This is a genomic window from Pseudomonas sp. TH32, assembly GCF_016650855.1.
Taxonomy (GTDB): domain Bacteria; phylum Pseudomonadota; class Gammaproteobacteria; order Pseudomonadales; family Pseudomonadaceae; genus Aquipseudomonas.
On record NZ_JAEKFA010000002.1, the window covers coordinates 5,290,470 to 5,315,266 of the forward strand.

Consider the following 24,797-nt stretch of genomic DNA (forward strand, 5'->3'; position numbering starts at 1 on the left):
TGATGATCATGCAGCATCCGGCGCGTACCGAACTCTGGGCCATTCTGCGGCTGTCAGGGCCGTTGATTGCCTCACAGTTGGCCCACATGCTGATGGTGCTGACCGACACCCTGATGATGGCCCGCCTGAGTCCCGAGGCCCTGGCCGGCGGCGGCCTGGGCGCGGCGAGCTACTCGTTCGTGTCGATTTTCTGCATCGGCGTGATCGCGGCCGTGGGCACGCTGGTCGCCATCCGCCAGGGCGCGGGCGACATTGAAGGCGCCACCCGGCTGACCCAGGCCGGATTGTGGCTGGCCTGGTTGATGGCGCTGGTGGCCGGCTTGCTGCTGTGGAACCTCAAGCCAGTGCTGCTGATGTTCGGCCAGACCGAAACCAACGTCGCGTCCGCCGGCCAGTTCCTGACCATCCTGCCATTCGCCCTGCCCGGCTACCTGACGTTCATGGCGTTGCGCGGCTTCACCAGCGCCATCGGCAAGGCCACGCCGGTGATGGTCATCAGCCTGGGCGGCACGGTGATCAACTACCTGCTCAACCATGCCTTGATCGAAGGCATGTTCGGCCTGCCGAAACTCGGGCTGGTGGGCATTGGCCTGGTCACGGCCATCGTTGCCAACTGCATGGCCCTGGCGCTGATCTGGTACATCAAATACAACCGCGCCTACGACGCTTATCCGCTGCGCAAGGGCCTGCTGCGGCCCAACCTGCATTACCTGCGGGAACTGTGGTGCCTGGGCCTGCCGATTGGCGGCACCTACGCGGTGGAAGTCGGGCTGTTTGCCTTCGCGGCGCTGTGCATGGGCACCATGGGCAGCACGCAATTGGCTGCACACCAGATTGCCCTGCAGATTGTGTCGGTGGCGTTCATGGTGCCGGCAGGCATGTCCTACGCAATCACCATGCGCATCGGCCAGCATTACGGTGCCGGGCAGTTGCTGGAAGCGCGGCTCGCCGGGCGGGTCGGTATCGGCTTTGGCGCGCTGGTGATGCTGGGCTTTGCAGCAGTGCTGTGGCTGTTCTCGCAACAACTGATCAGCCTGTTCCTCGACCAGAACGACCCGGCCTTTCGCGATGTGATCAACCTCGCCGTCAGCCTGCTGGCCGTGGCCGCGTGGTTTGAGCTGTTCGACGGTGTGCAGACCATCGCCATGGGCTGCATTCGCGGGCTCAAGGATGCCAAGACCACGTTCCTCGTCGGGCTGGGTTGCTACTGGCTGATCGGCGCACCGGCCGCGTGGCTGATGGCATTTAACCTCGGCTGGGGGCCGACGGGCGTGTGGTGGGGCCTGGCCTTGGGCCTGGCGTGCGCGGCTGTGAGCCTGACCTGGGCGTTTGAACGGAAGATGAAGCGGATGATTCGCCAGGAGCCTGAAACCCACCGCGGGTTTCAAGCCGCACAGCCTGAGTAACGACTGTACTCGGTCAACTGTGGGAGCAAGCCCGCTCCCACATTTTTGATCGGGTTCACAGCATTAGATCACGCCGCCCACCAACTCCTGGCTGTCACCAAACGTCAGGTAGTCCACCAGTTCCGCCAACGGTAGCGGCTTGCTGATCAGGTAACCCTGGGCCTGGTCGCAGCCGAACAACCGCAGCAACGCCAGTTGTTCTGCCGTTTCCACACCCTCGGCCACCACTTCCAGATTCAGGTTGTGGGCCAGGTTGATCATGGCGTGGACCAGCTTGCGGTTCTCTTCGCGCTCTTCCATGCCGCCGACAAAGCTCTTGTCGATCTTGAGCAAGGCAATCGGCAGGCTGTTGAGGTGCACGAACGACGAAAAACCAGTGCCAAAGTCATCCAGGGAAAAGCGCACGCCCAGCCGGCCGAGGGCGTCCATGGTCTGCTTGACCAGGTCACTGCGGCGCATCACGGCGGTTTCCGTCAGCTCAAACTCCAGCCACTGGGCCTCCACGCCACGCTCGGCAATCAGCCGGCTGAGGGTGCTGAGCAATTGGCTGTCCTGGAACTGGCGGAACGACAGGTTGACCGCCATGTGCAACGGCGCAATCCCGCGTTCGCGCAGGTCTTGCATGTCGCGCAGGGCCCGGGAGATCACCCAGTAACCCAGCGGCACGATCAGGCCGCTTTGCTCGGCCAGCGGCACGAACTCGCTCGGCGGCAGCAGGCCGCGCTCACCGTGGCGCCAGCGCACCAGCGCTTCGAGGCCGACGATATGCCCGTCGTCGAGGTCCAGGCGGGGTTGGTAATGCAGTTCCAGCTCGTCACGGCGCAACGCCCGGCGCAGTTCGCTTTCGAGGTCGGCGAGGCTGCGGGCGTTGCGGTTGATGCGTTCGTTGAAGATATGAAAGGTGCAGCCCTGGGTGCTCTTGGCTTGCTGCATGGCGATGTGGGCGTGCCACATCAGCGGGTCGGCGCCGGCCTTGGCGCGGGCATGGGCCACACCGAGGCTGCAGCCGATCAGCAGGCTTTCGCCATCCACCCAATACGGCTCGGCCATGGCTTCGATGATGCGCTCGGCCATCCATTCGGCGCGCTGGGGCGCACGGCGGGTGTCGATCAGCAGGGCGAATTCATCGCTGCCCAGGCGCGCCAGTTGATCGCCGGCCTCCAGCTGGCTCTTGAGCCGCGAGACCACTTGCAGGATCAGCCGGTCGCCGGCCTGATGGCCGAGGGCGTCGTTGGCGTGGCGAAAGTTGTCGAGGTCGAGGTGACCGAGGGCGACGCCACGGCCTTCATTTTCCGCCAGGCGGGCGGTCAGCAAGGTCTGGAAACCCTGGCGGTTGGCGATGCCGGTCAGCGGGTCCTGCTCGGCCAGGCGTTGCAGGGTATTTTCCAGCACACCGCGCTCGCGCACATGCCGCAGGCAACGGCGCAATGTATCGACATCCAATGCATTCAGGATCAGCCAGTCACTGACGCCGAGGGGCGAAACCAGAGGTTCCTCTTCCAACAACAGTACCGTTGGCAAGCTGCAACGACCGGGGCCGGGCTGAAGGTTGGCCGTGGTCAGTAACACTGCACTGTGATCGTCGTCGAACAGATTGCTCACAGACTCCCAGTTTGGTGCGCTGATCAGCACAGCCCCATCGCCCATCGGCGCCAGGCACTCGCGCAATAACGCTGCCCACGCTGGCTCATCGGCCAGTAGCAGCAAACGCAAGGGTTCGACAGGCGTAGACAAGCTAGCTCCCTAGACTCTGCAAAATTTCGTTGGCGGCGGGCATTATGACGTGCGCCCCGATAATGACCAATGATATGGGTTATCAAATGCGCACTGTGCAGCTCTAGACCGAACAATAGTCCTAAATACCCTGCACATCCTGCGGCAAAGTAACAAAACCGGCAAATTTAGATCGAGTGGTACGTCACACTGTCGTTCAGAGGCAGCAGAATCTTGCCAGCCTGTTAAAATGCCCGCCCTTTTGATCAATGACCTCCTGAATTTCGTATGTCCCGACTCAATCCCCGGCAGCAAGAAGCCGTGAACTACGTCGGCGGCCCTCTATTGGTGCTCGCCGGTGCCGGTTCCGGCAAGACCAGCGTGATCACCCGCAAGATCGCGCACCTGATCCAGAGCTGCGGCATCCGTGCCCAGTACATCGTCGCCATGACCTTTACCAACAAGGCGGCGCGGGAAATGAAAGAGCGCGTCGGCACCCTGCTCAAGGGTGGCGAAGGCCGTGGCCTCACCGTGTGTACCTTCCACAACCTGGGGCTAAACATCATCCGAAAGGAGCATGTGCGTCTGGGCTACAAGCCGGGCTTCTCGATCTTTGACGAAACTGACGTCAAGGCGCTGATGACCGACATCATGCAGAAGGAATACGCGGGCGACGACGGCGTCGACGAGATCAAGAACATGATCGGCTCGTGGAAAAACGACCTGATCCTGCCCGCCGAAGCCCTGGAAGCCGCGCGCAACCCCAAGGAACAGACTGCCGCCATCGTCTACACCCACTACCAGCGCACGCTCAAGGCGTTCAACGCGGTGGACTTCGACGACCTGATCCTGCTGCCGGTAAAGCTGTTCCAGGAACACGCCGACATCCTCGAAAAGTGGCAGAACAAGGTCCGCTACCTGCTGGTGGACGAATACCAGGACACCAACGCCAGCCAATATCTGCTGGTGAAGCTGCTGATCGGCAAGCGCAACCAGTTCACCGTGGTCGGCGACGATGACCAGTCGATCTACGCCTGGCGCGGCGCCCGCCCGGAAAACCTGATGCTGCTCAAGGACGATTACCCGTCCCTGAAAGTGGTGATGCTGGAGCAGAACTACCGCTCCACCAGCCGCATCCTGCGGTGTGCCAACGTGCTGATCTCCAACAACCCCCACGAGTTTGAAAAACAACTGTGGAGCGAGATGGGCCACGGCGACGAGATCCGCGTGATTCGCTGCCGCAACGAAGACGCCGAAGCCGAGCGCGTGGCCGTCGAACTGCTCACGCTGCACCTGCGCACCGACCGGCCCTACAGCGACTTTGCGATCCTGTACCGCGGCAACTACCAGGCCAAGCTGATCGAGCTGAAGCTGCAGCACCACCAGATTCCCTATCGTCTGTCGGGCGGCAACAGCTTCTTCGGACGCCAGGAAGTGAAAGACCTGATGGCCTACTTCCGGCTGATCGTGAACCCGGACGACGACAACGCCTTCCTGCGGGTGATCAACGTCCCACGCCGGGAAATCGGTTCGACCACCCTGGAAAAGCTCGGCAACTACGCCACCGAACGTAAGATCTCGATGTACGCCGCCACCGACGAAATCGGCCTGGGCGAGCACCTGGACACCCGTTTCACCGATCGCCTGGCGCGCTTCAAGCGCTTCATGGACAAGGTGCGCGAGCAGTGCGCCGGCGAAGACCCGATCAGCGCCCTGCGCAGCATGGTCATGGACATCGACTACGAGAACTGGCTGCGCACCAACAGCTCCAGCGACAAGGCCGCCGATTACCGCATGGGCAACGTGTGGTTCCTGATCGAGGCGTTGAAAAACACCCTGGAGAAGGACGAAGAAGGCGAGATGACCGTCGAAGACGCCATCGGCAAGCTGGTCCTGCGGGACATGCTTGAACGCCAGCAGGAAGAAGAAGACGGTGCCGAGGGCGTGCAGATGATGACCTTGCACGCGTCCAAGGGCCTGGAATTCCCCTACGTGTTCATCATGGGCATGGAAGAGGAAATCCTCCCGCACCGCTCCAGCATCGAAGCCGACACCATCGAGGAAGAACGGCGCCTGGCCTACGTGGGCATTACCCGCGCGCGTCAGACACTGGCCTTTACCTTTGCCGCCAAGCGCAAGCAGTACGGCGAGATCATCGATTGTGCCCCGAGCCGGTTCCTCGACGAACTGCCGCCGGACGACCTGGCGTGGGAAGGCAACGACGACACACCGACCGAAGTCAAAGCCGTTCGCGGCAACACCGCCCTGGCGGATATACGCGCGATGTTAAAGCGCTAGAATCGACTACTTTTTAATCTACTTTCGGCGCGTGTTGCGCCAACAGAGGAAGCTTTCGTGGAAGCACTGCACAAGAAAATTCGCGAAGAAGGCATCGTGCTTTCCGATCAGGTACTCAAGGTCGACGCCTTTCTGAACCACCAGATCGACCCGGCGCTGATGAAACTGATCGGTGACGAATTCGCTGCGTTGTTCAAGGATTCGGGGATCACCAAGATCGTCACCATCGAAGCCTCGGGCATTGCGCCGGCGATCATGACCGGCCTGAACCTGGGCGTGCCGGTGATTTTCGCGCGCAAGCAGCAGTCCCTGACCCTGACCGAAAACCTGCTGTCGGCGACGGTGTATTCCTTCACCAAGAAAACCGAAAGCACCGTGGCCATTTCCCCGCGCCACCTGACCAGCAGCGACCGCGTGCTGATCATCGATGACTTCCTGGCCAATGGTAAGGCGTCCCAGGCGCTGATCTCGATCATCAAACAGGCCGGCGCGACCGTTGCCGGCTTGGGGATCGTGATCGAGAAGTCGTTCCAGGGCGGCCGTGCGGAGCTGGATGCGCAGGGTTACCGGGTTGAGTCGCTGGCGCGGGTGCAGTCGTTGGCGGGTGGCGTGGTGACCTTCATCGAGTAACCCGCACTCGCCGACTTTTTGTGGTGAGCGAGCTTGCCTCGCGCGGGGCAAGCCCGCTCACCACAAAGGCCGATGCCGACCCGTTAGTGGGCGGTTTCTTGAAGCCCTGCAAGTAACAATCGCTGATACAAGTCTTCCTTCAACCCCTCCGGCTTATCCAGCCGCATCCGCACCAGGTGCTCGGGAAACGCCTCCGGTTCCGGTGCATCCAGCGCCGCTTTGCCCAGCTCCAGAATCTCCGTCAGCTTGAATTTGCTCTTGAGCCAGTTCAACGCCCGCAACAAATCCCGCTCTTCCTCGGTGAAATCACTCCCCAGCGGATACTCCGGGAACAACCGCGGATGCCGCGCCTGAATCCCCTGCAAACGCTCCGGCGTGTTATCGGCAAAACGCGGATCCAGCTGGAAATCCTTCGGCAACTTCCCGGCCTTTTGCGCCTGTTCGATCAAGTCGTCCTGGAAGCGCAAGTCGGTGATGTTCAGCAGCCTTTCAATCACCTTGGCATCGGTCTGCCCGCGCAAATCCGCGATGCCGTATTCGGTGATGACGATGTCCCGCAGGTGCCGGGGAATGGTGCAGTGGCCGTACTCCCAGACGATATTGGAGCTGACGTCACCACCCGATTCGCGCCAGCTGCGCAGGATCAGGATCGAGCGCGCGCCTTCCAGCGCATGGCCCTGGGCAACGAAGTTGTATTGCCCGCCAACACCGCTGAGCACCCGACCGTCTTCCAACTGGTCGGCCACGCCCGCGCCCATCAGGGTCACGGTAAACGCGCTGTTGATAAACCGCGCATCCACACGCTGCAAACGCTTGAGTTCTTCTTGCCCGTACAGCTCGTTGATGTAGCTGATGCGGGTCATGTTGAATTCCAGGCGCTTGCTCTGTGGCAAATCACGCAGGCGCTCGTAGAAACTGCGCGGCCCGAGGAAGAATCCACCGTGCACCGAGATCCCGTCGGTCTGCGCCGCTTCGTCCAGGGTACCGGCGTTGGCCCGCTCCTGGGTCGCGACATCCGGGTACACCTTGCGCCGCACAATCCCTGCATCGGCCAGCACCAGCAGGCCGTTGACGAACATTTCACTGCAACCGTACAGGCCACGGGCAAAGGGCGCGACGCCGCCTTCATGGCTGATCAGCGGCGCCCATTGGTACACATCCAGGTCGGTCAGCAACAGGCGATACGCCTCGTTGTCCGCCTGGCGCGCCAGCAAGGCGGCGGTCAGGGCGTCACCCATGGAGCCGATGCCGATCTGCAAGGTGCCGCCGTCGCGCACCAGGGTGCTGGCGTGCAAACCGATAAAGTGGTCCTGGAAGCCCACCGGCATATTCGGGGTGGAGAACAGCGTAGTGCTGTCCTTCTCGTCGATCAGGAAGTCGAATGCGTCCATGCCCAATTCGGCGTCGCCGGGCATGTAGGGCAAATCACTGTGGACCTGGCCCACCACCAAAATGGTCTCACCGGCCTCGCGGCGCTTGGCGATCATCGGCAACAGGTCGAGGGTGATGTCGGGGTTGCAGCTGAGGCTCAGGCGGTCCGGGTGTTCGGCGCTGCTGGCCACCAGTTGCGCCACAAGGTTCAGGCCGGCGGCGTTGATATCACGGGCGGCGTGGCTGTAGTTGCTGCTGACGTAATCCTGCTGGGCCGAAAGGCTGTGGAGCAAACTGCCGGGCTGCATGAAAAACTGCTGCACGTGAATGTTGGATGGCAGGTTGTCCTTGCGCAAGGCGGCGAGGAACTCCAGCTCGGGATAATCACCAAAAACCCGCTCGATAAAGGGTTCCAGAAAGCGCTTCTGCAAACCATCGCCCAAGGTCGGGCGACCCAAAGCCAGCGCGGTATAGATGGTCAGCGCCCGGTCCGGCAGCTTGGCGATGCGCCGGTACAGCGCATTGACGAACAGGTTGGGTTTGCCCAGGCCCAGGGGCATGCCCATGTGAATATGCGCCGGCAACCGTGCCAGTACGTCGTCGACCGCTTGCTCGATTGAACACAACTGCACCATCCGACTTCTCCCGAACATTCCATGAATTGGGGTTGGACCGAGCTTGCCGGGTCTTTGCTGCAAAGAACAGCCTCAAAAGGTAGATCGCGGGCACAAAAAAGCCGCTGGTCAGCGGCTTTTTTGACGAAGATCGGTTTATTTAAGCCCCGACATCTTCTCGATCGCACCTTTAAGCTCGGCATCCGAGCAATCGGCGCAGGTGCCTTTTGGCGGCATGGCGTTCAGGCCAGTGATGGCCTTGGCCAGCAGGCCGTCGAGGCCGCCCTGGTGATCCGCGCGGTCTTTCCAGGCGGCGGTGTCACCGATTTTCGGTGCGCCCAACAGGCCGGTACCGTGGCAAGCGTTGCAGTGTTTGGCGATCACGTCATCCGGCGATTTCGCGCCACCGCCGCCGCCCGCAGCCACGGCGACTTCCATCCCCTTGCACTCTTGCCCCTGGACACACACCTGGCCGACCGGCTCCAGGCGCTTGGCAATCTCATCATTGGTCGCAGCTTGAGCGCTGACAGCCCATAGGGCCAGTACGGTTGCTGGTGCAGCCAGCATTTTCATAATTAGGTTCACGCGTTCACCCTCAATGGTGGCTATTCACGCCTGCGGCCACGGTTTCGCAGGCGGCGAAAGTATAACGGTTAGCCCGCCCCGCCGAAACAACCCTATTAACCAAGGGGAGATTCAACAAAGCGGAATACTGCTACGGGCGTCTCTGCGACATAGGCAGGACGCCTCTTTTCTTAAAAGTTCGCGGGTGTGGCTGCGCTGATTAGTCGCGCCGGCACTTCGAACGGATTGCGAAAACGATGCGGCTTGGTGCTTTCAAAGTAGTAGCTATCGCCGGCTTCGAGCACAAAAGTTTCAAGGCCCACTACCAGTTCCAGGCGGCCTTCCACCAGGATCCCGGTTTCCTCGCCCTCATGGGTGAGCATCTCTTCGCCGGTATCAGCACCTGGCGGGTAGATCTCGTTGAGGAACGCAATCGCCCGGCTCGGGTGCGCGCGGCCCACCAGTTTCATGGTGACGGCGCCGTCGGAGATGTCGATCAGCTCATTGGCTTTATAGACGATCTGGGTCGGTTTTTCCTGGAGGATCTCCTCGGAAAAAAACTCCACCATCGACATGGGGATGCCGCCCAGCACCTTGCGCAAGGAGCTGATGGAGGGGCTGACACTGTTTTTTTCGATCATCGAAATGGTGCTGTTGGTGACGCCCGCGCGCTTGGCAAGCTCACGCTGGGAAAGACCTTTCAGTTTACGGATGGATTGCAGTCGTTCGCCGACGTCCAATGCAGGAGCCTCCTAGGATTCAGGCGTTGTTGTAATTGAGCGTTATCATGGCGACAGCGTTCAGTATTTACAACACTTTGGCCTAAATCCCGGGATCTGCCATTCGTGGGTGCCGCTCAAGCGCCGGAATAGAGCCGTGGCACCCGGCGCAGGTTGCAGAAGATCTGGTAGGGGATGGTGTCGGCAGCGGTGGCGACGTCACTGGCGAGGATGTTTTTGCCCCACAACTCGACCGTGGAGCCGAGCCCGGCCTGTGGCACGTCCGTCAAGTCGATACACAGCATGTCCATCGACACCCGGCCCAGCAACTGGCTGCGCTGACCGGCCACCAGCACTGGCGTGCCGGTGGGTGCGTGACGCGGGTAACCGTCGGCATAACCCATGGCCACCACGCCGACGCGCATCGGTTTCGGGGTGATGAATTTCGCGCCGTAACCCACCGGCTCGCCGGCCGGCAGTTCACGTACGCAGATGACTTTCGATTCGAGGGTCATCACCGGCTGCAAACGCGCGGCGATGGCCTGGTCTTCGCCAAACGGCGTGGCGCCGTACAGCATGATGCCCGGGCGCACCCAGTCGCTGGACACATTCGGCCAGCCCAGCACCGACGGCGAATTGCGCAGGCTGACCTGGGCCGACAAGCCCTGGCGCGCTGCTTCAAACACCGCCACTTGCTCTTCGCTGCTGGTGCTGTCCAGCTCATCGGCACGGGCGAAGTGGCTCATCAGCACGATCTTCGCGACCTTGCCGCAGGCCAGCAGGCGCTGGTAGGCGTCGTGATAATCCTTGGGGTGCAAGCCAACACGGTGCATGCCCGAGTCGAGCTTGAGCCAGACGGTCAGCGGTTTGCTGAGCTGCGCCTGTTCAATCGCGTCCAGCTGCCACAGCGAATGCACCACGCACCACAAGTCATGCTCGATGATCAGCGGCAGTTCGTCGGCCTCGAAAAACCCTTCGAGCAACAGCACCGGCCCGCGAATCCCGGCGGCCCGCAGTTCCAGCGCTTCTTCGACGCACGCCACCGCAAACCCGTCCGCCTCGGCTTCCAGCGCCTGGGCTACGCGCACGGCACCGTGGCCGTAGGCATCCGCCTTGATCACGGCGAGGGCTTTCGCTCCAGCAGTGACTTCACGGGCCAGTTGGTAGTTATGGCGCAGGGCTTGGAGGTCGATCAGGGCACGGGCAGGACGCATGGCGGCAGGCTTCTAGGCGGCAGTGAGAAGAAAAAACCGGCACCCGCTGACAACGCAGGCGCCGGGAGAGGAGTTTGGCTTAAGGCAGAGCGGCCACAACCGACAGCTCAACCAGGATTTCCGGTTCACAGAGCTTCGCTTCAACCGTGGCACGGGCCGGCGCGACGCCTTTTGGCAGCCACTTGTCCCATACCGCGTTCATCCCGGCGAAGTCCGCGTCGATGTCTTTCAGGTAGATGGTCACCGACAGCAGCTTGGTCTTGTCGGTGCCGGCCAGGTCCAGCAAACGCTCGATATTGACGAGGGTTTCACGGGTCTGCTGTTCAATCCCGGCGCTCATGTCGTCGCCGACTTGCCCTGCCAGATACACGGTACCGCTGTGAACAACGATCTGGCTCATGCGCTCATTGGTGAGCTGGCGCTGGATTGACATGTTTTGCGGACTCCTGGTGGTTGCCGTAACGGGAAATATCGAGGCCTTCGGCACTGATCTGCGGGGTTTTCTTCGCCATCAGGTCCGCCAGCAAACGACCAGAGCCACAGGCCATGGTCCAGCCGAGGGTGCCGTGGCCGGTGTTCAGGAACAGGTTTTTGAACGGGGTAGCACCGACAATCGGTGTGCCGTCCGGGGTGGTCGGACGCAGGCCGGTCCAGAAACTGGCCTGGCTCAAATCACCGCCCTGAGGATAAAGGTCGTTGACGATCATCTCCAGGGTTTCCCGCCGACGCGGGTTCAGCGACAGGTCAAAACCGGCTATTTCAGCCATGCCACCGACGCGAATGCGGTTGTCGAAACGGGTGATCGCGACCTTGTAGGTCTCGTCGAGAATGGTCGAGGTCGGGGCCATCGCCGGGTTGGTGATCGGCACGGTCATCGAGTAGCCCTTGAGCGGGTACACCGGCGCCTTGATCCCCAGCGGCTTGAGCAGTTTCGGCGAGTAGCTGCCGAGGGCCAGCACGTAGCGGTCGGCGGTTTCCAGCTTGCCGTCGATCCACACGCCGTTCACCCGATCACCGGCGTAGTCCAGGCGCTGGATATCTTGCTCAAAGCGGAATTCGACACCCAGTTGCTTGCACATGTCGGCAAGGCGGGTGGTAAACATCTGACAGTCGCCGGTCTGGTCATTCGGCAGGCGCAGGGCACCGGCGAGGATATCGGTAACGCTGGCCAGGGCCGGCTCGACGCGGGCAATGCCGGCGCGATCCAGCAGCTCGTAAGGCACGCCAGACTCTTTCAATACCGCGATGTCCTTGGCAGCACCATCCAACTGGGCCTGGGTGCGGAACAGTTGCGTAGTCCCAAGGGTGCGGCCTTCGTAGGCAATACCGGTCTCGGAGCGCAGTTCGTCGATGCAGTCGCGGCTGTACTCGGACAGGCGCACCATGCGCTCCTTGTTCACCGCATACCGGCTGGCGGTGCAGTTGCGTAGCATCTGCGCCATCCACAGGTATTGGTCGATGTCGGCGGTGGCCTTGATCGCCAGAGGCGCATGGCGCTCCAGCAGCCACTTGATAGCCTTGAGCGGCACACCCGGTGCGGCCCATGGCGAGGCGTAGCCCGGCGAGATCTGCCCGGCGTTGGCAAAACTGGTCTCCATGGCCACAGCCGGTTGACGGTCGACCACGACCACTTCAAAACCAGCTCGTGCCAAATAGTAGGCACTGGCCACGCCAATGACACCGCTACCCAAGACCAGAACGCGCATTTTTATTCCCTCATCACGGCTTGACCGCTGACGTTTGTTGTTCAGCACAAAGATGTGGGCAGTATAAAAAGCAATCGCCAGTGCATTTCACTATATAACTGCCTATATTTGGCGACAATTCTCGGCAAAAACCCTTTTCACGGAGGAGCATCCCCTATGCGGACCAACACTCAGACCAAGCGGGAACTGGACAAGATCGACCGCAACATCCTGCGCATCCTGCAGGCAGACGGACGAATTTCGTTTACTGAGCTGGGGGAAAAGGTTGGCCTGTCGACCACGCCGTGCACCGAGCGGGTCCGGCGCCTGGAGCGCGAAGGGATCATCATGGGCTACAACGCCCGGCTCAATCCGCAGCATTTGAAGGGCAGTTTGCTGGTGTTTGTCGAGATCAGCCTCGACTACAAGTCCGGCGACACCTTTGAAGAATTCCGACGCGCTGTGCTGAAACTGCCCCACGTGCTGGAGTGCCACTTGGTCTCCGGGGATTTCGACTACCTGGTGAAGGCACGCATCTCGGAGATGGCGTCGTACCGAAAGTTACTCGGCGATATCCTGCTCAAGCTGCCCCACGTACGGGAGTCCAAGAGCTACATCGTGATGGAAGAGGTGAAGGAGAGTTTGAACCTGCCCATCCCGGACTAAGCGCTAGACCAACACCTGCCGCGTGCTCGCCATGTACTCGTGAATCTGCTTTTCCACCCGCGGATGGATCAACTCCACCGGGCGGCGGCCGTTGGGGCATGGCAAGGTCGGCGTGGTGCCGAACAGGCGGCAAATCAGCGGGCGCTCGTCGTACACCGTGCAGCCGTTGGGGCCCAGGTGCACGCAATTGAGTTCGTCCATCGCCGCTTCCTGCTCGGCAGCGGTCTTGCGCGGCAGGCGCGACATTTCCTCGGTGGAGGTGGTCACCGGCCCACAGCAGTCATGGCAACCCGGGACGCACTCGAACGAGGGAATCTGCCGGCGCAGCGCGTTGACTTTCTGGCTGTTGCAACTCATCGACACAGGGACCAAACGGCGAATAGACGTGGATTTTGCCCTAAAAGCCCCCGGTGAGACAGCTTCGCCTGACCGCTGTATCCTGCGTCAAATTTTCCAAACAGGGAGGCCCCCCATGACCGCCAGCGCCCGGCACGCCAATTCCTACTACGCCGCCAGCAGTTTCCCGCAGCCCGATTATCCGGTGCTGACAGGTGAAGTCGTGGCCGATGTGTGCGTGGTCGGCGGCGGCTTTTCGGGGCTGAATACCGCCCTGGAACTGGCCGAGCGTGGTTTCAGCGTGGTCCTGCTGGAGGCCCGCAAAATCGCCTGGGGCGCCAGCGGGCGCAACGGCGGGCAGTTGATTCGCGGCGTCGGTCATGGCCTGGATCAATTCACCCACGTCATCGGCGCCGATGGCGTGCGCCAGATGAAACTGATGGGCCTGGAGGCCGTGGAAATCGTGCGCCAGCGGGTCGAACGTTCGCAGATCGCCTGCGACCTGACCTGGGGCTACTGCGACCTGGCCAACAAACCTCGCGACCTGGAACACCTGGCCGCCGACGCCGAAGAACTGCGAAGCCTCGGTTATCGCCACGAAGTGCGCCTGCTGCAAGCCAGCGAAATGCCCAGCGTGATCGGCTCCCACCGCTATGTGGGCGGCATGATCGACATGGGTTCCGGCCACCTGCACCCGCTGAACCTGGCCCTCGGCGAGGCGGCTGCCGCACAGCAGTTGGGCGTGCAATTGTTCGAGCATTCCGAAGCGGTGCGCATCGACTACGGCCCGGAGGTCAACGTGCACACCGCCCAAGGCAACGTGCGCGCCAAGACCCTGGTACTGGGCTGCAACGCCTATCTGAACGGCCTTAACCCGCATTTGAGTGGCAAGGTGCTGCCCGCCGGCAGCTACATCATCGCCACCGAGCCCTTGAGCGAAGCCCAGGCAGCCGAGCTGCTGCCGCAAAACATGGCGGTGTGTGACCAGCGGGTGACCGTGGACTACTTCCGGCTGTCAGCCGACCGACGCTTGTTGTTCGGGGGAGCCTGCCATTATTCCGGACGGGATCCGAAGGACATCGGCGCCTATATGCGTCCGAAAATGCTGCAGGTGTTCCCGCAACTGGCCGACGTGAACATCGATTACCAGTGGGGCGGCATGATCGGCATCGGCGCCAACCGCCTGCCGCAGATTGGCCGCCTGGCCGACCACCCCAATGTGTATTTCGCCCAGGCCTACGCGGGTCACGGTCTCAATGCCACTCACCTGGCAGGCAAACTGCTGGGCGAAGCCATCAGCGGCCAGCAAAGCGGGCGATTTGATCTGTTTGCCAAGGTGCCGCACATCACCTTCCCGGGCGGCAAGCACTTGCGCTCGCCGCTATTGGCGCTGGGAATGCTCTGGCACCGGTTAAAAGAACTGGTCTGAATCAACCGCGCCAGAAGGGTTTCAAGCCTTCCCGGCGCGCCTGCTCGGCGCTCAGGCCCACGTCACGCAGTTGCTCCGGGGTCAGCTCCAGCAAGGTCTTGCGCGTGTGCACACGGTGCCAGAACAACGCCCATGCACTGAGTGCCGGGGCCGTGGTACGCGTCGCCATGCGCCGCTCCTGCCCAGCTTCGAGTTCCTGACTGTGTAACGCCAACCGCACATCGCTCAGACCGCTCATTTTCCTGCCCCTCATTTACGTATTGCCATGAGTACACAGGATGAGCCGGCACGCGAAACCATGACAGATTCAACCGCCCGGTATTAAATCCATACAGATACTGCCTATCTGCCGCTGAATCCTGTATTTTCGGCTGATCTGTACTGGTAATCGGGAAGCCTCGCCATGACGCTATACGTCAACCTCGCCGAACTGTTGGGCACGCGCATCGAGCAGGGCTTCTACCGCCCGGGCGATCGATTGCCGTCAGTGCGGGCCTTGAGCGTGGAGCATGGGGTCAGCCTGAGCACCGTGCAGCAGGCCTATCGCGTGCTGGAAGACAACGGTCTGGCGATGCCCAAGCCAAAATCCGGCTACTTCGTGCCGGTGAGCCGCGACTTGCCGGCGCTGCCCGCCATAGGCCGCCCGGCCCAGCGCCCGGTGGAAATTTCCCAGTGGGACCAGGTACTGGAGCTGATCCGCGCGGTGCCACGCAAAGACACCATACAGTTGGGCCGGGGCATGCCGGATGTATTGTCGCCAACCATGAAACCCTTGCTGCGCAGCCTGGCGCGGATCAGTCGACGCCAGGACATGCCGGGGCTGTATTACGACACCATCCACGGCAACCTGGACCTGCGCGAACAGATTGCCCGCCAGATGCTCGACTCCGGCTGCCAACTGACGCCCCAGGACCTGGTGATCACCACCGGCTGCCACGAAGCGCTGTCCGCGAGCATCCACGCCATTTGTGAGCCGGGCGACATCGTTGCCGTCGACTCGCCAAGCTTTCACGGCGCCATGCAAACCCTGAAGGGCCTGGGCATGAAGGCCCTGGAAATCCCCACCGACCCACTCACCGGCATCAGCCTGGAAGCGCTGGAGCTGGCGCTGGAACAGTGGCCGATCAAGGTCATCCAGCTGACCCCCAACTGCAACAACCCGCTCGGCTACATCATGCCGGAATCGCGCAAACGCGCACTGCTGACCCTGGCACAGCGCTTCGACGTGGCAATCATCGAAGACGATGTGTATGGAGAATTGGCCTACAGCTACCCGCGTCCACGCACCATAAAATCCTTCGACGAAGATGGCCGCGTCGTACTGTGCAGCTCTTTCTCGAAAACCCTGGCGCCCGGCCTGCGGATCGGCTGGGTTGCACCCGGCCGTTACCTGGAACGTGTGCTGCACATGAAATACATCAGTACCGGCGCCACCGCGACCCAGCCACAGATCGCGATTGCCGAATTTCTGAAAAACGGTCATTTCGAACCGCATTTGCGCCGGATGCGTACCCAATACCAGCGCAATCGCGACTTGATGCTCGATTGGGTCAGCCGTTATTTCCCCGCAGGCACCCGCGCCAGCCGCCCACAGGGCAGCTTCATGCTGTGGGTGGAACTGCCGGAAGGCTTCGACACGTTGAAGCTCAACCGGCTGCTGGTGGATGAAGGTGTACAGATTGCTGTGGGAAGTATCTTTTCCGCCTCCGGCAAGTACAGGAACTGCCTGCGCATGAACTACGCTGCCAAACCAACGCCGCAGATTGAAGAGGCCGTGCGCAAGGTCGGCGCCACCGCCATCAAGTTGCTGGCCGAAGCAGCGGACTGACCTTTCCCGGGAAATAGCCGTCATATGCCGACAACCGCCCTGATTCGGAACCCATGTCATTGATGACCCAACGGCTATTACCGTTTTTCCTGCTGGGCATCCTGGCCCTGGGCGGCTGCGCCACCCTCGACTCGCCGCGTACGCCCAGCGAGGCGCTGCCGGCAAGTGAGTCGTCATTCGGCCGCTCGATCCAGGCCCAGGCCGCGCCCTACAAAGGCCGCTCCGGGTTCCGCCTGCTGCCCAACAGCAGCGAAGCCTTCATGGCCCGCGCCGAACTGATCCGCAACGCCCAGACCAGCCTCGACCTGCAGTACTACATCGTCCACGACGGCATCAGCACGCGGATGCTCGTGGATGAGCTGCTCAAGGCCGCCGACCGTGGCGTGCGCGTGCGCATCCTGCTGGACGACACCACCAGCGACGGCCTGGACCAGATCATCGCCACCCTCGCCGCCCACCCGCACATCCAGATCCGCCTGTTCAACCCGCTGCACCTGGGCCGCAGCACCGGCGTAACGCGGGCCATGGCACGGCTGTTCGACCTCTCGCTGCAACACCGGCGCATGCACAACAAGCTGTGGCTGGCAGACAACAGCGTGGCCATCGTTGGCGGGCGCAACCTGGGGGATGAGTATTTCGACGCCGAACCCAACCTCAACTTCACCGATATCGACATGCTCAGCGTGGGCCCGGTGGCCGAGCAACTGGGCCACAGTTTCGATCAGTACTGGAACAGTGCCCTGAGCAAACCCATCGGTGACTTCGTCAGCAGCGCCTCCAAAGGCGACCTGGCCAGCGCCCGCGTACGCCTGGAAGACTCCCTGGCCGAATCGCGCCAACAAAACCATGCCCTGTACAACCGCCTGCGCACCTACAAGACCCAACCGCGCATGGACATCTGGCGCCGTGAGCTGATCTGGGCCTGGAACCAGGCGCTGTGGGATGCGCCGAGCAAAGTGCTGGCCAAGGCCGATCCGGATCCCCGGCTGCTGCTCACCACCCAGCTGGCACCGGAGCTGGAAGGGGTCAGCCATGAGCTGATGATGATTTCGGCGTACTTCGTACCGGGGCAACCTGGCCTCGTGTACCTGACCGGCCGTGCGGACGCCGGCGTCTCGGTGAGCCTGCTGACCAATTCCCTGGAAGCCACCGACGTGCCAGCGGTGCACGGCGGTTATGCGCCCTATCGCAAGGCGTTGCTGGAACACGGGGTAAAGCTGTACGAATTGCGCCGGCAGCCGGGAGATGGCGGCGGCAGCGGCCCTCATCTGTTCCGCAAAGGCACCTTCCACGGCTCGGATTCCAGCCTGCACAGCAAGGCGATCATCTTTGACCGGGAGAAATCCTTCATCGGCTCCTTCAACTTCGACCCGCGCTCGGTGCTGTGGAACACCGAAGTCGGGGTGCTGGTAGACAGCCCGGAGCTGGCAGAGCACGTGCGCAACCTTGCCCTGGAAGGCATGGCGCCGCCATTGAGCTATCAGGCGAAACTGCAGGATGGCCAGGTGGTCTGGGTCACTGAAGACAACGGCCAACTGCACACCCTGACCCGCGAACCGGGCAGTTGGTGGCGCCGGTTCAATGCCTGGTTCGCCACCAGCGTGGGCCTGGAGCGCATGCTCTAGGCCGGCTGTGCAGCGCCGAATGCACCTTGGCGGAGCAGCAGAACCACCAACCCCAACGCCCCCGCCGCCATCAACAGCGGCAAGGCATGCCCGCTGATCCACTGGCTGCCAGCACCGGCCACCAACGGCCCGATCAGGCAGCCAATGCCCCACAGCTGCGCGATGTGCGCATTGGCGCGCACCAGCGCGTCGTCACGGTAGCGCTCGCCAATCAGGATCAGCGACAGGGTGAACAAGCCACCGGCACTGGCGCCAAACAGCACCCATACGGGCCAGATCATCAGCGTATCCAGCAACAGCGGGATCGCCAGACTCGTCGCCAGCAGCATCAGTGCACAGCCGAGAAACAGCGTGCGCCGCGGCAGGTAGTCCGCCAGTGCACCAATCGGCAGTTGCAGCAACGCGTCACCGACCACCACGGTGCTGACCATCGCCAGGGCGATCTCGGCGGTGAAGCCCTGCTGCAGGCAATACACCGGCAGCAGCGTAAGAATCATCGCCTCGAATGCGGCGAATAACGCCACCGCCCAGGCAATCGCCGGCAAGCCCCGGCAGAAACGCAGCAGGTCGCCAAAGGTCACGCTGAAGGACTCGGCAGTCGGCGCGCCGGATCGGCCCAGCAGCAGGATCGGCGAGAACGTCAGCAGGCCAACGCCTACCCAGAAGCCGATGTCGTTATCCGTACCCAGCGCGCCCAGCAGCAACGGGCCCGACAGTTGGCTCAAGGCATAACTGCAGCCATACAGCGCCACGAGCCGGCCGCGCCAGCGCTCGATCACCAGTTGGTTGATCCAGCTTTCGCCGAGGATAAACACGATGGTCAGGATCACCCCGATCATCAGCCGCAGCACCAGCCACACCGGGTAGCTGGGCAGAACCGCCAGCAATCCGATGGAAATCGCCCCGCCCCACAGGCACAGGCGCATCAGGTTCGCCGTGCCCAGGCGCGAGGCCAGGCCGCTGGAAACCTTGGCCCCGAGCAGTACACCGAAGGCCGGCATGGCGGCCATTACGCCGATGGCGAAGCTGCCGTAACCCCAGCTTTCCAGGCGCAGGGACACCAGCGGCATGCTCACGCCCAGTGCCAGGCCCACGCTCAAGACCGACGCCAACACGGCGAAATAGGTCGCCCAACGCATTTCCACGCTCCTGTGGATTATTTGGAGATCACACAAAACAGTGTGGGAGCGGACTTGCTCGCGAATGCGGTGTACCAGTCAATACATCAGCGACTGTGATACCGCATTCGCGAGCAAGCCCGCTCCCACATTTTTTACAGCGGTGTTTCTGGAAGCTTACAACTTGATCCAGGTCGCCTTCAGCTCGGTGTACTTGTCGAACGCGTGCAGCGACTTGTCGCGGCCGTTACCCGACTGCTTGAAACCACCAAACGGTGCGGTCATGTCGCCGCCATCGTACTGGTTGACCCACACGCTGCCGGCACGCAGTGCCTTGGCGGTGAGGTGTGCCTTGGAGATATTCGACGTCCACACCGCAGCAGCCAGGCCGTATTGGGTGTCGTTGGCGATCGCAATGGCTTCTTCCACGCTGTCGAAGGAAATCACCGACAGCACCGGGCCGAAGATTTCTTCCTGGGCGATCTTCATGGCGTTGGTCACGCCGTCGAAAATCGTCGGTTCGACATAGGTGCCGCCGCTTTCCTGCAACGTGCGCTTGCCACCGGCCACCAGCTTGGCGCCATCGGCATGCCCGGCCTCGATGTACGACAGCACGGTGTTCATCTGCTGGGTATCCACCAGCGCGCCGACCGTGGTGGCCGGGTCCAGCGGGTTGCCCGGCTTCCAGGCCTTGAGGGCCTCGATCACCAGCGGCAGGAATTTATCCTTGATGGAGCGCTCTACCAGCAGGCGCGAACCGGCGGTGCACACTTCGCCCTGGTTGAAGGCGATGGCGCTGGCGGCGGATTCAGCGGCGGCTTGCAGGTCCGGGGCATCGGCGAACACGATGTTCGGGCTCTTGCCGCCGGCTTCCAGCCAGACGCGCTTCATGTTCGACTCGCCGGAGCGAATCAGCAGTTGCTTGGCGATCTTGGTGGAACCGGTGAACACGAGGGTGTCGACGTCCATGTGCAGCGCCAGGGCGTTGCCCACGGTGTGGCCATAACCCGGCAGCACGTTGAACACGCCTTTCGGGATGCCGGCTTCAACCGCGAGGGCAGCGATGCGGATGGCAGTCAGCGGCGATTTTTCAGACGGCTTGAGGATCACCGAGTTACCGGTGGACAACGCCGGCCCGAGTTTCCAGCAGGCCATCATCAGCGGGAAGTTCCACGGCACGATGGCCGCAACAACGCCGACGGGCTCGCGGGTCACCAGGCCCAGTTGGTCGTGGGGGGTGGCGGCGACTTCGTCGTAGATCTTGTCGATGGCCTCGCCGCTCCAGCTCAGGGCTTGCGCCGCGCCGGGAACGTCGATGTACAGGGAATCGCTGATTGGCTTGCCCATGTCCAGGGTTTCAAGCAGGGCCAGCTCTTCGGCATTGGCCTTGAGCAAGCCGGCAAAACGGATCATGGTGGCTTTGCGCTTGGCTGGTGCCAGGCGCGACCACGCACCGGAATTGAAGGTGGCGCGGGCGTTTTCAACAGCGCGCTGGGCGTCGGCGACGTCACAGCTGGCAACGGTTGTCAGCAGGCGGCCATCGACCGGGCTGAGGCATTCGAACGTGTCGCCGGAAACGGCGGCGGTGTATTCGCCATTGATGTAGGCACGGCCTTCGATCTTCAGATCCTTGGCGCGTTGTTCCCAGTCGGCACGGGTCAGGGTGGTCATGCGAGTGTCCTCCTCTTATTGAATACAAGGGCCGGGCGATGTACCCAGGCACCTTCGAAGAATTCTTGCCCGGCCAGCCAGCTGTTCGGCTCAAGGCACCTGCCACCCTAAACCAGCGACGATGGATGTTTCAATATATTTGACATAACGCCAGCAAACGCCCTTGCGATGTTCATTTTAATAAACATAGACTTTGGGCTCTCCAACCGCAGGCCAGACGGGACACGCCCATGAACATCCAGAATATCGTCGACTTCAGCCAGGCCAGGACCGAACCTGACCGCTACCGTCCGGCCGCGGAGAAAATCCTCAAGGGCGACCCCGAGCAAACCGTCTACAACCACTACAACAGTCCGTGCGGCCAAATGAGCGCCGGAGTCTGGGAAGGTGAAGTCGGGCAGTGGAAGGTCAACTACACCGAGCATGAATACTGCGAGATCGTGCAGGGCGTCTCTGTACTGCGTGACGCCGACGGCAACGCCAAGACCTTGCGGGCCGGCGACCGTTTCGTCATCCCGGCCGGTTTCAGTGGCACCTGGGAAGTGCTGGAACCCTGCCGCAAGATCTACGTGGTGTTCGAAGAAAAGGCCTGATCAATTCTTCAGGCACAAAAAAAAGCCCGCATCGTGAGATACGGGCTTTTTTTCACAAGAAAGAAAACCAATTACTTGATTTTGCCTTCTTTGTAGATCACGTGCTTGCGAACGCGCGGGTCGAACATTTTCTTTTCGAGCTTGTCCGGGGTAGTACGCTTGTTCTTGTCGGTAGTGTAGAAGTGACCAGTACCGGCGCTAGAGATCATTCGAATCAATTCACGCATGATTTAGCTCCTTAGATTTTGCCGTCGCGGCGCAGTTCGGCCAGCACGACAGTGATGCCACGCTTGTCGATAACACGCATGCCTTTGGCAGATACGCGCAGACGGACAAAACGTTTCTCTTCTTCAACCCAAAAGCGGTGATGCTGCAGGTTTGGCAGGAAACGACGACGGGTTTTGTTGTTTGCGTGGGAAATGTTATTCCCAGTCACCGGACCCTTACCGGTAACTTGACAGACTCTCGACATGCCTCAGCCCTCTAAAACCACATGCCCAACCCGGCATGGGTTGGCCGCTTAATCTCTCAGTCATTTGGCGCCAGGCGCCGCGTTTCTTTAGGGTCTTACCGGCTACACCTACTAGCGAAGGAACCGGGCCCCTAGAAAAGAGCGCTGCTTTATACCAGAAAGACCCCAGTGCAACAACAGGCCGTGTGTTTTTCCACGCGTAAATCCAGGCCATGGACGCCTGAACCGTTGCCAGGGTGGGCCGCTATAGAAGCTAACCGCTCGTCGCACAGAATGATTTACAGCGCCCGCGCGCACTGCAAAGTGCCCGGCAAAACGACCTGAGGCGCCATCAAAACAGTATTTGAGGCAAAAGCACAGGCAAAAATGGGCTAGTCATTTGTCAATCAGCCCACTACGGTAGGACTTTTCCAGACTGCACTCGCAGATGGGCCTTCGATCTGCAAAGGAAACCGAATATGCGCCTCGCTGCCCTACCGCTATTGCTAGCCCCTCTTTTTATTGCTGCACACGCCCAGGCGGCTACCACCTTGAGCGTCTGCACCGAAGCCAGCCCCGAAGGCTTCGACGTGGTGCAATACAACTCGCTGACCACCACCAACGCCTCGGCAGACGTATTGATGAACCGCCTGGTGGACTTCGACGCCACCAGTGGCAAGCTGGTCCCCAGCCTGGCGGACAGCTGGGAAGTGTCGCCGGACGGCCTGACGTACACCTTCAAGCTGCACCCGGACGTTAAATTCCATCGCACCGACTACTTCACCCCAAGCCGCAGCCTGACCGCCGAAGACGTGCGCTTCAGCTTCGAACGCATGCTCGACCCGGCCAACCCGTGGCACAAGGTCGCCCAGAGCGGCTTCCCACACGCCCAATCCCTGCAACTGCCGACGCTGATCAAGAAGATTGACGCTCTCGACCCGCTGACCGTGCGTTTTACCCTGGACCACGCCGATTCGACCTTCCTCGCCGCCTTGAGCATGGGCTTTGCCTCGATCTACCCGGCGGAATACGCCGACAAACTGCTCAAGGCCGGCACACCCGAGAAGCTCAACAGCCAGCCTATCGGCACCGGACCGTTCATTTTCGGGCGCTTCCAGAAGGACGCGTCGATTCGCTACAAGGCCAACCCGGACTACTTCGCCGGCAAACCTGCGGTGGATAACCTGATCTTCGCGATCACCCCGGACGCCAACGTGCGCCTGCAGAGATTACGTCGCGACGAGTGCCAGATCGCCTTGTCGCCCAAGCCACTGGACATCGACGCCGCCAAGAAAGACGCTGACCTGAAGATCGAGAAAACCGCGGCCTTCATGACTGCGTTTGTCGCCATCAACAGCCAGCACCCGCCGCTGGACAAGCCGGAAGTTCGCCAGGCGATCAACCTCGCCTTCGACAAGGCCAGCTACCTCAAGGCCGTATTTGAAGGCACCGCCGAAGCCGCCAACGGCCCCTACCCGCCCAACACCTGGAGCTACGCCAAGGACTTGCCGGGCTACCCGCAAGACATCGCCAAGGCCAAGCAGCTACTGGACCGCGCCGGACTCAAGGACGGCTTCAAGACGACCATCTGGACCCGGCCGTCGGGCAGCCTGCTGAACCCCAACCCGAGCCTCGGCGCGCAGTTGCTGCAAGCGGACCTGGCCAAGGTCGGCATCCAGGCTGAAATTCGCGTGATCGAGTGGGGCGAACTGATCCGCCGCGCCAAGGCGGGTGAGCACGACCTGCTTTTCATGGGCTGGGCCGGCGACAACGGCGACCCGGATAACTTCCTCACGCCGCAGTTCTCCTGCGCGGCAGTGAAGTCCGGCACCAACTTCGCCCGCTACTGCGACCCGGCGCTGGACAAGCTGATCAGCGCCGGCAAGACCACCAGCGAACAGGGCGTGCGCAGCAAGCTGTATCAGCAGGCCCAGGCGCAGATCCAGCAACAGGCACTGTGGCTGCCACTGGCGCATCCGACCGCGTTCGCCCTGACTCGCAAGAATGTCGAGGGGTACCAGGTGAGCCCGTTCGGGCGTCAGGATTACTCGAAAGTCAGCGTCAAGCCATAATCCTGGCCCCCTGTAGGAGCGAGCTTGCTCGCGAAGGTCGTCAACGATAACGCGGGAAACCCGAGGCCCAACGGTGACCTCAGGTTTTTCGCGAGCAAGCTCGCTCCTACAGGCCCTACATCCACCCATATTCCGCCATCGACAGCGGGTCACCCTCCCCCACGATGATGTGGTCCAGCACGCGCACGTCCACCATCTCCAGAGCCTTTTGCAGCACCCTGGTCATTTTTCGATCAGCGATGCTGGGCTCGGCGCTGCCGGAAGGATGGTTGTGGCACAGGATCAGGGCGGCGGCGTTGTAGTCCAGGGCGCGCTTGACCACTTGCCGGGGGTAGACCGTGGCGGTGTCGATGGTGCCTTGAAACAACTTCTCGAACCCCAGCACCCGATGTTTGGAGTCGAGAAACAGGCAGCCAAATATCTCGTGAGGCTCATGGCGTAACAGCGCCTTCAGGTAGTCGCGCACCGCCTCCGGGCTTTCCAGCACCGAATCGCAGCGCAGGCGCTCAGCCAGATGGCGACGGGCCATTTCCAGCACAGCCTGGAGCTGGGCGAACTTCGCCGGCCCCAACCCCAGGTGCTGACTGAACACCAACTGCCGTGCCTCCATCAGTGCCCGCAGGCTGCCAAATTGCGCCAGCAGGTGCCGCGCCAGGTCGACGGCACTTTTACCGGCCACCCCGGTGCGCAGGAAAATCGCCAGCAATTCGGCGTCGGAAAGACTCGCCGCCCCCAGCTCCAACAGCTTCTCCCGCGGGCGCTCGGCCGCAGGCCAATCACGAATACTCATGGCA

The 24,797-nt window shown here is 61.7% G+C and carries 23 protein-coding genes; 9 read left to right on the plus strand and 14 right to left on the minus strand.

The genetic code is table 11. The features are described 5' to 3' along the window. Positions 1 to 2 precede the first annotated feature (2 nt). Positions 3 to 1,406 (plus strand): NorM family multidrug efflux MATE transporter, encoded by a 1,404-nt coding sequence (locus JFV30_RS28060; protein WP_201125688.1) that lies wholly within the window; start codon positions 3 to 5, stop codon positions 1,404 to 1,406. Between the two features lie 63 nt (positions 1,407 to 1,469). Here the strand turns inward: JFV30_RS28060 and JFV30_RS28065 are convergent, their stop codons facing one another. Further along, the gene (locus tag JFV30_RS28065) at positions 1,470 to 3,140 is read right to left on the minus strand and encodes a putative bifunctional diguanylate cyclase/phosphodiesterase (RefSeq protein ID WP_010168151.1); all 1,671 of its coding nucleotides are present in this window, start codon (positions 3,138 to 3,140) and stop codon (positions 1,470 to 1,472) included. Positions 3,141 to 3,407: 267 nt separating this feature from the next. Between JFV30_RS28065 and rep the strand changes: the two genes are divergently transcribed. Continuing rightward, positions 3,408 to 5,417, plus strand: a complete 2,010-nt coding sequence (gene rep, locus JFV30_RS28070; protein ID WP_008439414.1) for a DNA helicase Rep — start codon at positions 3,408 to 3,410, stop codon at positions 5,415 to 5,417. 57 nt (positions 5,418 to 5,474) lie between these two features. Then, entirely contained in the window at positions 5,475 to 6,047 is a 573-nt protein-coding gene (locus JFV30_RS28075; protein ID WP_008439415.1) for a xanthine phosphoribosyltransferase, read from the plus strand. Between the two features lie 83 nt (positions 6,048 to 6,130). Here JFV30_RS28075 and JFV30_RS28080 read toward each other — a convergent pair whose 3' ends face one another. The 6 genes from JFV30_RS28080 to dadA form a co-directional block, all read right to left on the minus strand. Next, positions 6,131 to 8,053 (minus strand): acetyl-CoA hydrolase/transferase family protein, encoded by a 1,923-nt coding sequence (locus tag JFV30_RS28080; protein WP_201125689.1) that lies wholly within the window; start codon positions 8,051 to 8,053, stop codon positions 6,131 to 6,133. A gap of 135 nt (positions 8,054 to 8,188) precedes the next feature. After that, a complete protein-coding gene (locus JFV30_RS28085; RefSeq protein ID WP_003208757.1) occupies positions 8,189 to 8,605 on the minus strand; it encodes a c-type cytochrome in 417 nt (138 codons plus the stop codon). 182 nt (positions 8,606 to 8,787) lie between these two features. Then, positions 8,788 to 9,336, minus strand: a complete 549-nt coding sequence (locus JFV30_RS28090) for a cupin domain-containing protein (protein WP_003208755.1) — start codon at positions 9,334 to 9,336, stop codon at positions 8,788 to 8,790. Between the two features lie 116 nt (positions 9,337 to 9,452). Further along, a complete protein-coding gene (alr, locus tag JFV30_RS28095) occupies positions 9,453 to 10,529 on the minus strand; it encodes an alanine racemase (protein WP_201125690.1) in 1,077 nt (358 codons plus the stop codon). A gap of 79 nt (positions 10,530 to 10,608) precedes the next feature. Beyond that, positions 10,609 to 10,962 carry a RidA family protein gene (locus JFV30_RS28100; RefSeq protein ID WP_003208752.1) on the minus strand — a complete coding sequence of 118 codons (354 nt, stop codon included), beginning with the start codon at positions 10,960 to 10,962 and terminating at the stop codon, positions 10,609 to 10,611. Further along, positions 10,934 to 12,235 carry a D-amino acid dehydrogenase gene (gene dadA / locus JFV30_RS28105; RefSeq protein ID WP_201125691.1) on the minus strand — a complete coding sequence of 434 codons (1,302 nt, stop codon included), beginning with the start codon at positions 12,233 to 12,235 and terminating at the stop codon, positions 10,934 to 10,936. The genes JFV30_RS28100 and dadA overlap by 29 nt, the downstream gene beginning before the upstream one ends. A gap of 156 nt (positions 12,236 to 12,391) precedes the next feature. On the opposite strand from dadA, the gene JFV30_RS28110 reads away from it, so the two are divergent. Continuing rightward, positions 12,392 to 12,880 (plus strand): Lrp/AsnC ligand binding domain-containing protein, encoded by a 489-nt coding sequence (locus JFV30_RS28110; protein WP_003206849.1) that lies wholly within the window; start codon positions 12,392 to 12,394, stop codon positions 12,878 to 12,880. 3 nt (positions 12,881 to 12,883) lie between these two features. Here the strand turns inward: JFV30_RS28110 and JFV30_RS28115 are convergent, their stop codons facing one another. Then, positions 12,884 to 13,237 carry a YkgJ family cysteine cluster protein gene (locus JFV30_RS28115; protein ID WP_177112377.1) on the minus strand — a complete coding sequence of 118 codons (354 nt, stop codon included), beginning with the start codon at positions 13,235 to 13,237 and terminating at the stop codon, positions 12,884 to 12,886. Positions 13,238 to 13,352: 115 nt separating this feature from the next. Between JFV30_RS28115 and JFV30_RS28120 the strand changes: the two genes are divergently transcribed. Beyond that, complete coding sequence (locus JFV30_RS28120; protein WP_201125692.1) at positions 13,353 to 14,645, plus strand: NAD(P)/FAD-dependent oxidoreductase; 1,293 nt, start codon at positions 13,353 to 13,355, stop codon at positions 14,643 to 14,645. 1 nt (position 14,646) lies between these two features. Here JFV30_RS28120 and JFV30_RS28125 read toward each other — a convergent pair whose 3' ends face one another. Then, positions 14,647 to 14,883, minus strand: a complete 237-nt coding sequence (locus tag JFV30_RS28125; protein WP_201125693.1) for a DUF1127 domain-containing protein — start codon at positions 14,881 to 14,883, stop codon at positions 14,647 to 14,649. A 165-nt stretch (positions 14,884 to 15,048) separates the two neighbouring features. Between JFV30_RS28125 and JFV30_RS28130 the strand changes: the two genes are divergently transcribed. Beyond that, a complete protein-coding gene (locus JFV30_RS28130; RefSeq protein ID WP_010168170.1) occupies positions 15,049 to 16,473 on the plus strand; it encodes an aminotransferase-like domain-containing protein in 1,425 nt (474 codons plus the stop codon). Between the two features lie 62 nt (positions 16,474 to 16,535). Next, a complete protein-coding gene (locus JFV30_RS28135) occupies positions 16,536 to 18,098 on the plus strand; it encodes a phospholipase D family protein (RefSeq protein ID WP_201126249.1) in 1,563 nt (520 codons plus the stop codon). Here JFV30_RS28135 and JFV30_RS28140 read toward each other — a convergent pair. Continuing rightward, on the minus strand, positions 18,095 to 19,237 hold the full coding sequence (locus JFV30_RS28140) for an MFS transporter (protein ID WP_201125694.1): 1,143 nt from the start codon (positions 19,235 to 19,237) through the stop codon (positions 18,095 to 18,097). The genes JFV30_RS28135 and JFV30_RS28140 overlap by 4 nt on opposite strands. Before the next feature lie 156 nt (positions 19,238 to 19,393). Next, the gene (locus JFV30_RS28145) at positions 19,394 to 20,887 is read right to left on the minus strand and encodes an aldehyde dehydrogenase (RefSeq protein WP_201125695.1); all 1,494 of its coding nucleotides are present in this window, start codon (positions 20,885 to 20,887) and stop codon (positions 19,394 to 19,396) included. 230 nt (positions 20,888 to 21,117) lie between these two features. Here JFV30_RS28145 and JFV30_RS28150 point away from each other — a divergent pair, with 230 nt between their 5' ends. Next, complete coding sequence (locus JFV30_RS28150) at positions 21,118 to 21,480, plus strand: cupin domain-containing protein (RefSeq protein ID WP_003213261.1); 363 nt, start codon at positions 21,118 to 21,120, stop codon at positions 21,478 to 21,480. A 71-nt stretch (positions 21,481 to 21,551) separates the two neighbouring features. Here JFV30_RS28150 and rpmG read toward each other — a convergent pair whose 3' ends face one another. Both rpmG and rpmB read right to left on the minus strand, forming a co-directional pair. Then, positions 21,552 to 21,707 carry a 50S ribosomal protein L33 gene (gene rpmG, locus JFV30_RS28155; protein ID WP_003176906.1) on the minus strand — a complete coding sequence of 52 codons (156 nt, stop codon included), beginning with the start codon at positions 21,705 to 21,707 and terminating at the stop codon, positions 21,552 to 21,554. 11 nt (positions 21,708 to 21,718) lie between these two features. Next, entirely contained in the window at positions 21,719 to 21,952 is a 234-nt protein-coding gene (gene rpmB, locus JFV30_RS28160; RefSeq protein WP_003213263.1) for a 50S ribosomal protein L28, read from the minus strand. Positions 21,953 to 22,410: 458 nt separating this feature from the next. Here rpmB and JFV30_RS28165 point away from each other — a divergent pair, with 458 nt between their 5' ends. Beyond that, entirely contained in the window at positions 22,411 to 24,003 is a 1,593-nt protein-coding gene (locus JFV30_RS28165) for an ABC transporter substrate-binding protein (protein ID WP_201125696.1), read from the plus strand. Between the two features lie 115 nt (positions 24,004 to 24,118). Here JFV30_RS28165 and radC read toward each other — a convergent pair whose 3' ends face one another. Next, positions 24,119 to 24,793, minus strand: a complete 675-nt coding sequence (gene radC / locus JFV30_RS28170; protein ID WP_169386834.1) for a RadC family protein — start codon at positions 24,791 to 24,793, stop codon at positions 24,119 to 24,121. Positions 24,794 to 24,797 lie beyond the last annotated feature (4 nt).